This window comes from Paractinoplanes brasiliensis, from assembly GCF_004362215.1.
Taxonomy (GTDB): domain Bacteria; phylum Actinomycetota; class Actinomycetes; order Mycobacteriales; family Micromonosporaceae; genus Actinoplanes; species Actinoplanes brasiliensis.
The window spans coordinates 4,221,498-4,234,084 of sequence record NZ_SNWR01000001.1 but is presented as its reverse complement, the minus strand read 5'-3'; the positions used below and the strand labels follow the sequence as shown (position 1 = coordinate 4,234,084).

11 protein-coding genes and 2 tRNA genes are annotated in these 12,587 nt (G+C 69.9%); 3 read left to right on the top strand and 10 right to left on the bottom strand.

The genetic code is table 11. The features are described 5' to 3' along the window. Positions 1–82 precede the first annotated feature (82 nt). Complete coding sequence (locus C8E87_RS19095; protein WP_133874354.1) at positions 83–1,327, bottom strand: GAF domain-containing sensor histidine kinase; 1,245 nt, start codon at positions 1,325–1,327, stop codon at positions 83–85. A gap of 200 nt (positions 1,328–1,527) precedes the next feature. Between C8E87_RS19095 and C8E87_RS19090 the strand changes: the two genes are divergently transcribed. Continuing rightward, positions 1,528–3,195, top strand: a complete 1,668-nt coding sequence (locus C8E87_RS19090; RefSeq protein WP_166661193.1) for a hypothetical protein — start codon at positions 1,528–1,530, stop codon at positions 3,193–3,195. 120 nt (positions 3,196–3,315) lie between these two features. Then, a complete protein-coding gene (locus tag C8E87_RS19085) occupies positions 3,316–3,879 on the top strand; it encodes a DUF642 domain-containing protein (RefSeq protein ID WP_166661192.1) in 564 nt (187 codons plus the stop codon). Here C8E87_RS19085 and C8E87_RS19080 read toward each other — a convergent pair. Next, positions 3,867–4,661, bottom strand: coding sequence for an alpha/beta hydrolase (locus tag C8E87_RS19080; protein ID WP_133874351.1), 795 nt, complete (start codon positions 4,659–4,661; stop codon positions 3,867–3,869). The genes C8E87_RS19085 and C8E87_RS19080 overlap by 13 nt on opposite strands. Positions 4,662–4,897: 236 nt before the next feature. Beyond that, complete coding sequence (locus C8E87_RS19075) at positions 4,898–5,791, bottom strand: helix-turn-helix domain-containing protein (RefSeq protein ID WP_275408906.1); 894 nt, start codon at positions 5,789–5,791, stop codon at positions 4,898–4,900. 229 nt (positions 5,792–6,020) lie between these two features. On the opposite strand from C8E87_RS19075, the gene C8E87_RS19070 reads away from it, so the two are divergent. Continuing rightward, on the top strand, positions 6,021–6,512 hold the full coding sequence (locus C8E87_RS19070; protein WP_133874349.1) for a type IV toxin-antitoxin system AbiEi family antitoxin domain-containing protein: 492 nt from the start codon (positions 6,021–6,023) through the stop codon (positions 6,510–6,512). A 155-nt stretch (positions 6,513–6,667) separates the two neighbouring features. On the opposite strand, the gene C8E87_RS43745 is transcribed toward C8E87_RS19070, so the two are convergent. The 7 genes from C8E87_RS43745 to C8E87_RS19035 form a co-directional block, all read right to left on the bottom strand. After that, a tRNA-Ala gene (locus C8E87_RS43745) sits at positions 6,668–6,770 on the bottom strand. Continuing rightward, a complete protein-coding gene (locus tag C8E87_RS19060) occupies positions 6,741–8,450 on the bottom strand; it encodes an RNA-binding domain-containing protein (protein WP_203720406.1) in 1,710 nt (569 codons plus the stop codon). The genes C8E87_RS43745 and C8E87_RS19060 overlap by 30 nt, the downstream gene beginning before the upstream one ends. Before the next feature lie 196 nt (positions 8,451–8,646). After that, positions 8,647–8,723, bottom strand: a tRNA-Ala gene (locus C8E87_RS19055). Between the two features lie 80 nt (positions 8,724–8,803). Beyond that, on the bottom strand, positions 8,804–9,556 hold the full coding sequence (sepX, locus tag C8E87_RS19050; RefSeq protein ID WP_203720405.1) for a divisome protein SepX/GlpR: 753 nt from the start codon (positions 9,554–9,556) through the stop codon (positions 8,804–8,806). 149 nt (positions 9,557–9,705) lie between these two features. After that, on the bottom strand, positions 9,706–10,338 hold the full coding sequence (locus C8E87_RS19045; protein ID WP_133874347.1) for a GNAT family N-acetyltransferase: 633 nt from the start codon (positions 10,336–10,338) through the stop codon (positions 9,706–9,708). After that, complete coding sequence (locus C8E87_RS19040; RefSeq protein WP_133874346.1) at positions 10,339–11,646, bottom strand: molybdopterin molybdotransferase MoeA; 1,308 nt, start codon at positions 11,644–11,646, stop codon at positions 10,339–10,341. Then, the gene (locus C8E87_RS19035) at positions 11,643–12,557 is read right to left on the bottom strand and encodes a UTP--glucose-1-phosphate uridylyltransferase (protein WP_133874345.1); all 915 of its coding nucleotides are present in this window, start codon (positions 12,555–12,557) and stop codon (positions 11,643–11,645) included. The genes C8E87_RS19040 and C8E87_RS19035 overlap by 4 nt, the downstream gene beginning before the upstream one ends. Positions 12,558–12,587: the final 30 nt, after the last annotated feature.

The window sequence follows — 12,587 nt, the reverse complement described above, 5'->3', positions numbered from 1 at the left end:
CCGCACGCCGGGTGAAGCGTCGGCCCGTGCCCGCTCGAACTGCAGCCGAGCGGGCACGGGCCGATTGCCTACGGGCGAAAGGTCAGACGGTCATCAGGTCGTCGAGCACCATCGCCGGGCTGAGGTCGGCCGGCGGGAAGACCACGTGCAGCGAGGTGCCGTCGCCTGGCCGGTCCGACAGCGCGACGGTCGCGTGGTGCGCGTCGAGGATCTTCTTGGCCACGGCCAGGCCCTGGTCGGGTCCCGGGACGTCGGCCGGGTGGGCGATCGCGCCGTAGTAGAGGTGCGGGAACAGTTCGGGCCGCAGGCCGTCGGGCAGGTCCATGTCGTCGAGGCGTACGGCCGGGCCGGACTCGACCTCGGTGCCGACGCGCACCCGTCCACCCGTCGGCGTGTACTTCACCGCCGCGAACAGCAGATGGGTGAGCACCTGCTCGAGGCGTACGGGGTCGGCGATGATCGGCAGGGCGGGACCGCCGGCCTGGTTGAGGATCCAGATCTGCTTGGTCGCGGCGATCGGGCGTACGGCTTCGACCGCTCGCTGGGTGATGCGCGTGAGGTCGATCTGGCGCATGTGCAGGGTCTCGGCGCCGAACCCGGCCTCGGCCAGCGTGCTCAGGTGGTGCAGCAGGTCGAGGAAGCCCCGAATGTGCCCGGCGGTGGCGCGCCCGATCAGGTCGGCCATCTCGGCGTCGTGGAGCCCGGTCGCCCCGAGCTTTTCCACGTACGCCGAGATGAGGCGCAGCGGTGCTCGCAGGTCCCCGCCGAGCAGGGCGGCAAGGTCGTCCTTGCGCCGTTCGAGCTCCTGCAGCCGGGCCGTGGTGTTGGCCAGCGCGACAGCGTGCCGGCGCAACTCCATCTGCAAGGTCGCCTGCCGGGCCAGCGCACGCAACGCCTGCAGTTGCTCGCCGTCGAGGCGGCGGGGCTCGTTGTCGACCACGCAGAGCGTCCCCAGCGCGAACCCGTCGGTCGTCATCAGCGGCGCGCCGGCGTAGAAGCGGACGCCCCCGTCGCAGGTGACCTGCGGATTGTCGGCGAATCGCGGGTCCTTGGTGGCGTCCGGCACGACCATCAGGTCGCGGTTGAGGATCGCGTGGGCACAGAACGAGATGTCCCGGTCGGTGCCGGTTTCCTCGGTTCCGACCCGCGCCTTGAACCATTGGCGGTCGGTGTCGAGCAGGGTGACCAGCGACATGGGTGTGCCACAGACTTTCGAGGCGAGCGCGACGATGTCGTCGAAGTCCTGCTCGGGCGCGCTGTCGAGGATGTCGAGCGAATAGAGGGCGGCGAGCCGGTCGATCTCGTTGTCCGGCAGGGGAGCTTTCATGGGTCACCTCCGAGGCTGCCTCCAGAGGTACCACAGAAAAGTAGCAACCCTCATGTTTCCGGCAAATCGCACCGGTGCCCTCTCGCACCCTTTGACATATGCGTTTGCCGTACGCATATGTCGCCGACGGGGTGGAGAGGTCGACACCCCGCGTGATATCCACTCAGGACACCATCCACGACAAGTCACGGGGGAACGTCTTGAAACGTTGGGGTGCCGCGCTCGCGTGCGGCCTCGTCCTGGCCACCACCTTCTCCGGCGTCGCTCAGGCGGAGCCGTCCGACCTCTCACCGTCCGATCCCGCCCCGGCGGCCTCATGCGCCCCGCTGCGAGCGGGCCAGTTCGGCGCCCTCGCCGCCGACCAGATCGGCGCCGCCACCGTGGCGCCCGGCCAGACCGGCTGCCACGAGGTCACCCTCGCCACCGGGCCGCATTACATCCAGACACCTGCTGACCGTTCGTTCCCGCCGTCCTTCCTGGTGCGGGACGCCGCCGGCAACCAGGTCTGCGCCGCCGTCGAATGCGACATTCCGGCCACCGGGGCGTACACCATCGAGGTGCCGAACCCGACCGATCAGACGCTGAGCTATCGGGTCGCCGCGATTCCGCAGGACCCGGTGCACTGCACGACCCGGGCCCGCACCGCGTGGAACTCGGCCGCCACGCCCGTGCCGAGCACCGGCATCGAGGCGCTCTGCGTCCGGTTCACCGGCACCGAGGCCGAAAAGATCAACGTCTACAACGCGGCCGGCTCCAGCAACATCCGCGAGCTTGACGGCAGCCTCGTCTGTCACCTGCCGACGCAGCTCCTCGAACCCTGCCGGCTCCCCGGCTCCGGCACGTTCCTGGCCATGACCGCAGCCCCGCCCTCGGCGACCAGCAACGAGATCCAGGTCCGCTCGATCACCCGGCCTGTCGGTTGTCCCGTGCACACGCCGAAGCCCTTCGGGTCGTCCAACCGGTTCAGCGACGTCCGCTGCCGCGTCCTGGACGCTCCGGCCGCGGGCACCTACCTCGTACGCTCCAGGACCCCGCAGAACACCGGGCAGGCCACCGGCGTCTTCGACCCCTCGGGTAAGCCCGTCTGCACGTCAGCCCCGCTCCCCGTCCTCCAGCAGGAGGTGTGCGCACTCCCGGCCGCCGGGCGTTACCTGGTGATCGCCGAGACGCTGAACACCCGGCTCGTCACCAAGTCGTTCACCACCACGTTCGCGGCGATGAACGGTCCCGGCTGCCGCCTCACCACGACGCAGGGGGTGGCCGGGCCGAACGCCCGCGGCGCCTTCCGGGCGATCGGCCAGGTCGATTGCTGGCAGTTCGAGACCCCGTGGCGCTCGGAGACGGGCGTTGTGCTGCCGCCGAACGCTTCCGGGGCCGGGGTGCCGCTCATGCGGTACTACGACAGCGCGAACAACGCGGTCTGCTCGACCGCGGAATGCGACCTGCCGGGCCCAGCGACCTATCGGCTGCTGCTCACCGCCCCGGCGGAGGCCCCGACCGGCGACTACATCTTCGCCCTGCAGGACAGGCACTCGCTCTGGAACTGCAAGCCCTGGGATCCGTCGGTGCGGGCGCAATTCCGGTCCGGCCGGTTCACCGAGTGCTTCGAGTTCGTGCCCGACCGCGACTCGTCCGACTTCACGGTGGCCGTCGAGCGGCTCACCGGCTCGGGCGCCGTGCACGCCACGGTCCGCCCCACCGCCGGAGCGCCCTGTGACGGCTTCGGCCAGGCCGAGTTCAGCTGCGAGGTCACGGCGGGCAACGTGATCCGTCTCGTGCTGGCAGCCGACCCGGTCACCGCGAAATACCGGATCACCCGCTCGTACGGTTCGGCGCCCGAGCCTCCGGCCACAGCGCGTACGTCCTGACCGTTGTTGCCGGCCCGCCGCACTCGAGCGGGCCGGCAACACGCTGTCCGTTACATCCGGTTTTGCCCCTTCGCCGTTACGGTGGGCACCACGCCGCGCCGACCCGACGGAGGTCCCCCATTGCGAATCCTTCTCGCTGCCGCACTTCTCGCCGCCCCGGCTCCCGCACCCGCCTTCCTCGACGGTTTCGAGACACCGGCCGTGACCGGCGGCTCCACCCGCTACGCCGCCGGCGCCCAGCTCGGCCCTTGGCAGGTGACCGCGGGTGACGTCGACCTCAGCACGACCCGCCTGTGGAGCACCGCCGAGGGCCGGCAGAACCTCGACCTCGACGGCGCCGTCAACGGTGCCGTGGCCCGCACGGTCACCAGCACACCGCTGCTGACCTACCGAATCTCGTACTCGCTGGGCGGCAACTACGTCGGCGCGCCCGCGGTCAAGACCGGTGAACTGCGGGTCAACGGCAAGGTCGTGCAGAAACTGTCGTTCGACACGGCCGGCAAGTCCCGCGACAACATGGGATACACCCGGCACACCGCGTACGTGCCGGCCAGGTCCCGCTCGCTGCGGGTCGAGTTCGCGAGCACGACCAGCCCGGCGGGTCACGGCCCGCTGATCGACGACGTCAGGGTGGACAGCTGCTTGCTCATCCTCTGCCCCAAGGCCCGCGTCTATCCGGCGTGACGCAGAGCCCAGTCGACAGCGGTGTCGGCGATCTGCTCCCACCCCGGCTCGCCGCAGGTCCAATGTGAGCGCCCCGGCACCTCGATGAGCTCGGTGACCGTGCCCTCACCCCGGTAGTGGCGCGCGTTCGACCGGTTCACCGACGCGGGCATGATGTGGTCCTCACCCCCGGCGATGAACAGCAACGGGGCCCGGTCCGGGTTCTTGAAGTCGACCCACGTCTCCTGCTTGCCCGGTTTGAAGTTCGCGATCAGCCCGTACGCCCAGACCCAGCTGCCCGGGGCCGGAATCGCGTACCGCTCGTAGGCGGCCCGGGAGTCCTCCTCGGACAGGGTGTTGCAGAACGCGTAGTGCCACTGTTCGGCGGTGAAGCCGGCGGCCTGATGCCGTTTGGCCGGGTTGCTGAGGATGGGGAACAGCGACTTGAGCTGTGAGGGCGGGTTGACCAAAATCCCCTCGGGCGGCGCCGAGTCGATCACCACACCGGCCGCGCCGTGCCCTCGGTCGAGCAGCAACTGGGTCAGCGTCCCGCCGAACGAGTGCCCGATGATGATCGGCTTCTCGTCCAGGGCCGTGATGACCTTTTCCAGGTGGGCAATGGTCTCGGGCACCGTCACGGCGGCGATCGGGGCGGGGTCGGCGCGCAGGGCCTCCACCTCGACCTCGAAGCCGGGATAGGCCGGGGTCAGCACCGTGTGGCCCTTCGCCTCCAGATAGGGCACCCAGTGCTCCCAGCTGCGCGGGGTCACCCAGAGACCGTGAACCAGAACGATCGTGCTCATGCGTCACGCACCTTCACCTTCACCCGAGTCCGGTTCGCGGAACGTATCGCCGTGGCACAGTCCTCCGGTCGGCCGTCACTGCACCGTCCTCGGCCCTGTCTGCACAACTTGACCGGTCAAGCCCGTACGGCGGCGCTACGGTCCCAGTCGGGTGCGCGCGACGACTCTGCCGGCTGTGGGCGGTGGCTCGGCCGCGGGTCATTCCGCCGCCGAACGGGCCACCCGCGGCGGATCGGTCAACGGCGCGCTGCGGCTGACGATCGGCGCCACTGGCCCGGGGTCATCCCGTACCGGGCCCGGAATCGACGCGTGAAATGGGTCGGGTCGCGGAAACCCCAGCGCCGGGCGACCGTCGCGATCGGAAGGTGCGCCAAATCCGGCTGGGCCAGCGCATGCCGCACGCGCTGCAACCGCTCCTCGATGATCCACTGTTCGAGGCTGAGCTCGGCCTCGGCACACACCTTGTAGAGCTGCCGCAACGACACGTTGTGCGCGGCCGCGATCGTCGCCGGCGACAGGTCGGGGTCGGCCAGATGCGAGCGCGCGTACGCCCGTACGCGGGAAAGAAGTGTCTCGAACCGAACCCGGCGAGCATGCCGCCCGGCCCTTGCCGCCGAGACCAGCAACGCCCGCACCAGATCAATGCTGGCCGCCGCCACCGCCCCCGACGAGGCGTCCGCCGTGATCGCCGCCGGCGCGCGCGCCAGGCTCGTCACATGCTCGGCGACCAGCCGATAGAGCGGGCTCGACTCGAGCTCCGGCGCCGCCCGCCGCACCACGTCCAACGGCAACGAGAGCTGGTCGAACGGGATCTGGATGCATCCCGCGGCGCCGTCCCCCGACCACGAGAAGTCGTACGCCCCCGACAGATCGACGGCGACCAGCTCACCCGGCCCCGCCACCCGCTGATGCCCGCGCTGCTCCAGCCGCCCCTGCGCGCGCCGCTGCACCGACACCGCCACAACCGGCATGGCGTCCTGCTTGGCCAGCTTGTCCGTCCGAAGCAGCCGAATCCCGGTCGACCGCTGCGTGAAGATCGTCGTCCGCCCGAACTCCCACACCTCCATGCGCGCCCGCACGACCCCACCCGGATCCTCATGCAACACATGACAGGGCGCCGACGCATACATCATCGCCGCCTGAACGGCCTCAACCCGCTCACCGGCCGCCATGCCCCCGGTATCAAGCACAAACCCCACGGCCCGCCCCCACAAACCTCAGAGATGCGAAGCCCAGCCGACCACAGCCCTGACCGCGCACGCAACCACCGCGGCGCCGATCCGTTCGGGAACAATCCTTCTCACAACGAGCTCTCCTGTGTAGGACATTTCCCGCGACGTCAAGGTCCCGGGGGAGCGTGTGGAGAGCATCGACTTGACCGCCCTTCCGCCCACCTTCACCTATCAGCAAGCGCGCGCTGCGGGCCTCACCAAGCGCCGTCTTTACGAGTTGCGCGACAAGGGCGCTCTTGAGCTGGTCTCGCGTGGCATGTTCCATCAGACCGCGTTGCCCTGGGACGCCGACATCGACCTGATCGAGATAGCCCTCCGGGGAGGAGAGCTCGCGATCAACGGGTACCCCCTCCCGATGGTCTACGCCGAAAAGATCGTGACGATGCTGGAGCGAGGGACCGCCAACACTCGATGGCGGGACTACTCGCTCAAGGTAAGTGGATCGCTTGGCTCCGCCGCCAGCGGCTCGCCGACCAGCTTCCCCACGACTTCGCAGCGGTCCTCGATGTCGTCGTCCGCTTCGCCGACCCCATCCTCAGCGGGCGAGCCGCCGGCCTCGTCTGGCATCCCGAGCGGCAGATCTGGAGCTGAATCCGTACGTCAGCCGTCAACAATTTGATCAACGGCTTCGAGCCGGAAGCGCTGCACAACTGCAGGTGGGCCGCCGAGCGCAACCACCGCGCCGTGGGATTTCCCGAGGGCCTCGGCCCCCCGGAGCAGACATGACGAGCGCCCCGGGTCCGCGAAGTGCGGACACGAGGCGCCAAAAGCTCGTGGAGCTGTGGGGATTTGAACCCCAGACCCCCTCGATGCGAACGAGGTGCGCTACCAGGGGGATGCTGAAGAATCAGACCTCCGGCTTGACGTAAACAGTTCCGCGCCGCTCGCCTCGCGCCTCGAGCCTTCCTTCTCGCGCAAGGCGCCTCAGCAACCGGCTTGCCTGCTCCGAAGTCAGCGCGCAAAGGTCGGCCGCCTGCGAGCGATTGATCTGACCGTGGGCCTCCACGTACTGCAACACCATTTGTTCTTGCTGCAGCGGCTCGAATCCCCGGATCCGCACGTAGCCGGCCGGGGCCTCCAGCGCCCGGTACACCGCAGCCGACAGATGCCAGCTACGGCCTTTGCCCTCGCCGCGAGCTTCCACCCACCCCCGCTCCACCATACGAGTGAGGAGGATCCGGGTCTCGGCGTCGGTCCGCTGCAGCACGTGGGCGAGCGCGCTGGTGCTCGCACGTCTTTCCTGCTCAAGCTCCGACAAAACCTGAAGCTCGGACAACCCGAGTGGGGCTCCTTGCTGACTCTCCTGCTCCAGAACCCACCGCGTCATGGAGAGATTCGCCGGGCCGCCGGGAAGCACGGCAACGACCCGATCATCCGAGCTTCGACCGTAGTCCGGGGCCGGGCGGCCGAGCCTCAGTTGCTCGGCGAACATGCGGTTGATGCCACGGCCTGTCCGCTCCACCAGACCGATCCGCTTGAAGGCGTCGGCAAGTAGCGGGCTACGGGGGTGAGGAGGTGCTACCAAAAGGTTGTCCAGCCGGACGCCGGACGGGAAGCCGCCCGGACTTGAGATTTCCAGCTGCTCCTCGCTCCACTGCACGTAGACAGCGCCGCGACGGGTGTAATCACGATGGATCAACGCGTTCGCCAGGGCCTCACGGAACGCCGTCTCCGAGTAGGTCGAAACGGACACCCGGAGCAGGCCGAATTGGAGTTCTTCCTCCTGATTGCGTGCCCTGAACCGCGCGAAGACTTCCTCGGCCAGCCGAACCAGCGGCAGCGGAAGAAAGTCGTTCACCTGGACCTCGAGACCTCGAAGAACCTGGAACGCCGCGTCGTGGGTAGGTAGATGGTCGCGAATGGCCCCGGTTCTACCGAAGAGGAGGAGCGCACCGGTGGTCACATTGGCGCCCGCCCTCGTCATCCCCAGCGCGTTCGCGATCTCCCGGTCTGACAGTGTCGCGAGCACGCGATCGGCAGCTGCACCCGAAGCGCCCGCCAGACGGCGGACACGCTCGAATTCAAGCGGGTCGAGATCGTCCCAGGTAGCACCGCCGACGGCGAGCGTTGCCCAATCGACGGCACCGCGGTCGACCTCATGAGCCAACATCTCGTGGGAGTGATACGGAAGGCAGGTGGGCCGACCATCTCCGCCAATTGCCCGCCGTACATAAGTTCCCTTCGCCGTTCCGACGACCCTCGGACTGTCGGGCACGGTGACAACAAGAACGTCTTTGTCGTCGACCTGAACGACGTCGGCGGTCACCGACAGCGGAGGCTGCGTGGAGTTCGCGACAAATGCCTGCAGGCGAAGCGGGTCTGTCCGACCCGCTTCGTGGCGAGCCCGGGCACCGGTCACCAGGCCGTCATCCTCCACGCCGACGAGGAGTACGCCTCCTCGCCCGTTCGCCAGGCAAACGACCGCTTCGAGCAGGTCACGATCGTTGAGACGCTCTCGTCGTTCGCCCTTGAACTCGACGTCGTACTGCTCCCCAGCGGCCGCCCAACGGACCACCTGAGCGGAAAGGTCGCCTCCACTGCCAGCCGACACTGTCACGACTCGTCTCCATCACGCGCGTTATGCGCAAAGTTATGCGTACCCTCATCCTATGCCATCGATATTCGCATAACTTTGCGCACCTCGCGCAAAAGGCCACGCCCGATGCACAGCCAGAGCAAGGTCGAGCGACGGTCAAAGAACGAAAAAGCGAGCCCTCGGTTGCCCAGAGAACCCGCTTTGACCTGCATCTTGATGGTGGAGCTGTGGGGATTTGAACCCCAGACCCCCTCGATGCGAACGAGGTGCGCTACCAGACTGCGCCACAGCCCCTTACCAGCCCGCGGACCGCAGTCCGTGGAACCGCAGCAAGGCTAACAGGTTCCACCAGCGGTCCGCGAACCACCCCCACCTCATGCCGTGTGGTGTCGTCCCCCGGCCTCGTACGGGCGTCCCCGCAACCCGCCCGCCCGGCGGTAGTACACCGACGGCGGGGCGGCCGGGGGCAGTTCACCCTCGTCGCGGTCCAGGCCCATCGCCGTACGGCGGGCGGCCTCGCGCTGGGCAGCCAGCTGTTTCTGCTTCTCGCGGCGCTGGGCGGCGCGGCGTGCCTGGGCGCGGCGGACCTCGGCCTGCCGGGCGGCCAGCCACGCCGCCTCGCGGGCTTCGATGCGCCGGCGGCGGCGGTCGGCCAGGGCCCGGTTGCGCAGGTGCACCAGGTCGATCGCGAGCAGGGCGGCGGTGACCGCGAAGCCGATCCAGAAGCCGGGGCCGACGGCAGCGACGCCGACCAGCTCGATCACGTTGAGCAGCAGCAGGGCGGCGAAGACCCGGCGCCGGCGTACGAGGGCTGGGGTGTGCCTTCGCTGCGGCACGCGCCGGGCGGGTCGGCGGCCCGGGGTGACGAGGCGTAGCCTGCGCTGCGGCTTCTCGACAGATTTCGCGGGGGCCGGAACCGTAACCGTGACCAGCCGTCCGGGGTTGATCGGTCGGCGTCCGGGCACAGTTCGGCGACGACGCCGGCGCTGGAGCACCCTCGCCGTCGACGACGCCCGCTCCGCGGCGAGCCGCTCGGTGGCGTCGTACCGGCGTACCAGCGCCGGCGCGAGGGCGAGCAGTCCGGCCGCGGCGAGGACGGCGAGGAGCACCGAGGTCGGCACCCTCACCCCTCCCGTCAGCTACGGGCGGCCCGCTGTGCACGTGTCGGCGCGGACCGCAAGACCCTTTTCACCCCGAGGCTACGGCCGCGAGCTGCGGAAATGCGCACGGCGCGCCGGGCGCGCCGAGCTGTAAGGATCAATAAGGCACACCGGGGTCAGGCTCGGACCCGCCGCCAGCGGGCCATGAGGCCTCCCTCGGCGGCGACCTCCTCGCTGGTCAACGCGTATCCCAGGTGGTCGCGCCAGCTGCCGTCGATGTGCATGTAGCGCTGGTGGTAGGCCTCTTCGCGGAAGCCGAGCTTCTCCACCACGCGGCGCGACGGCCGGTTCTCGGGGCGGATGTTGACCTCGATGCGGTGCAACCCGCCGGGGCCGAACGCGTGGTCGACGGCGAGCGCGAGGGCGGTGGGGATGACGCCACGGCCGGCTACCCGATGGTCGACCCAGTATCCCGCGTACGCGGAACCGAAGGCTCTCCGGACGATGTTGCCCAGGTTGAGGTGGCCGACAAGGCGCTCGCTGCCGTCGGGTTCGCGCAGGCAGACCGCGAACGGCATGCTGTCGCCGCGGCGCGCGGCCCGTTTCATGTCGGAGTACACGTAGCTGAAGGCGCGCGTCGAGTTCATCTCGGACCACGGGCCGGGCGGCGCCGATTCCCAGGGGGCCAGCCACTCCTGGTTGGCTGTCCGCACCTCGGACCAGGCCCGGCCGTCGCCGCGCTTGTAAGGCCGCAACAACACCGGGCCGTCCGCCAGCACGGCGGGCCACCCGGGCGTGGACCCCAGCATCTATCGCCTCCGGTCGAGAAGCAGCACATCCACGGTCGAGCCGGCGGCTGCCGTGGTGACCCGCTCGCCGAGGACCAGCAGTCCGTTGGCCTCGGCCAGGCCGGAGAGAGTGTACGGCCCCCCGGCGAGCGGCTGCACCGTATGTCCCCCGCCTCGGCGCTCTGCCACGTGGGCCGGCCGGAACTCGCGCAGGCCGCCCGGGGAGGAAACCGTCTCGAGCAGGTGGGCCTTGACGCTGGGCCGGAACACCGGTTCGGCCCCGGCCAGCAGCTGGATGACCGGGCGGGCCAGCACCTCGAAGCCGATCAGCGCCGCGCCGGGCTCGCCGGGCAGGCAGACAACAGGCACCTCTTCGCCGCCGACCGTGCCGAAGCCGAGGGTCGCGCCGGGGCAGAGGGCGACGTCGGTGAACTCGACCGCGCCGCGACCGGGGTCCCGCCGGGACAGCACGCGGCGCAGCATGTCGCCCGGACCGGTGCCGGTGCCGCCGGTGGTGATGATCAGGTCGGCCCGCAGGGTCTGGTCCTCCAGCAGGCCGCGCAGGCCTTCCGGGTCGTCGTCGCAGATCCCGATCCGGTACGCCAGGGCGCCCGCCTCGACCGCGGCCGCCGTCAACGCGTGCGAGTTGGCGTCGACCACCTGTCCGGGCTGGCTGGGCCGCCCGACGTCGACCAGTTCGTCGCCGGTCGCCACGACCACGACCCGTGGGCTGGGCCGCACCACGACGTGGCCGATGCCCGAAGCGGCGAACGTCGCCACCATGGCCGGGGTCACGTACGCCCCGGCCGGCGCGAGCACCTGCCCCGCCGCGATCTCGTCGCCGGCGCGCCGTACGCCCGAACCCCGCTTGGGGGCGTGCAGGACCTCGACGGCCGCCATGCCCTGATCTGTCCAGTGCACGGGCACGACCACGTCGGCGCCGATGGGCAGCGGCGCACCGGCCGCCACCGAGAAGCAGGTGCCCGGGTTGAGGCGGACCGGTCGCCAGCTGGCCGCGCCGAGGTCACCCACGACGTTGAGCCGCACCGGCCGGCCGCCCTCGAACCGCCCGAAGGACGGGTGCGACCCGACCCGCCCGGCCCCGGACAGGTCTTCCCAGCGGGCCGCGTAGCCGTCGATCGCGGCCTGGTCGAAAGCCGGGTAGGGGTGCGGCGCGAGCACGTCGTTGGCCAGCACGTTGCCGTGCGCCTGGGTGAGGTCGAGGTCGAGCGGAGGCAGCGCGCGAAGCCTGCGCAGCACGCTGCCCAGGTATTCGGCGAGAGGCATCAGCTCGTTGGCGGCCGCCTCGGCATCGGCCGTGGCCGTCATCCCTTCGCACCGCCGGCGACGAACTCGGCCAGCCAGCTCCGGAACTCCTCGCCCAGGTCGTCGCGCTTGGCGGCCAGCATGACGACCGTCTGCAGGTAGCCCAGCGGCATGCCGGTGTCGTAGCGGTGTCCGCGGTAGACGATGCCGTGCACGGGCACGCCGTCGGCCAGCAGCTGAGCCATCGCGTCGGTCAGCTGGATCTCGCCCCCGCTGCCGGGCTTGGTGTTCTCGATCGCCTCGAAGATGCCCGCCGGCAGGATGTAGCGGCCCAGCACGGCCAGGTTGCTCGGCGCCTCGTCGGGCGACGGCTTCTCGACCAGCCCGGTGATCTCGACGACGTCGCCGCCCTCGGCCGACGGGTTGACCGAGGCGATGCCGTAGCGCGACGTCTCCTCCGGCTTCACCTCGCCCAGGGCAAGGACAATTCCCCCCGTACGGGCTTGCAGGTCGAGCATCGCGGGAAGGAGCGGCTTGTCCTCCTCGACGAACTCGTCGCCCAGCAGAACGGCGAACGGGTTGTCGCCGACGTGCGAGGCAGCGGTGCCGACGGCGTGGCCCAGCCCGAGCGGCTCCCCCTGGCGAACCGTGTAGATGTCGGCCAGTTCGCTCGTACGGCGTACGGCCGCAAGCCTTTGATCGTCGCCCTTGTCGGCCAGCCGGGCCTCGATGTCGGGCCGCCGGTCGAAGTGGTCGACCATCGACGTCTTGCCACGGCCGGTGACCAGCAGGATGTCGGTGATGCCGGCGGCGGCGGCTTCCTCCACGATGTACTGCAGGACGGGCCGGTCGACCACGGGCAACAGCTCCTTCGGCACGGCCTTGGTGGCCGGCAGGAACCGGGTCGCCAGACCGGCCGCCGGAATGACGGCCTTCACCGCTCGACGGCCGGACGCGTTCGCGTTCGTGGTCATCAAGGTCACCGCACCTTCGCTCAGTCGTGC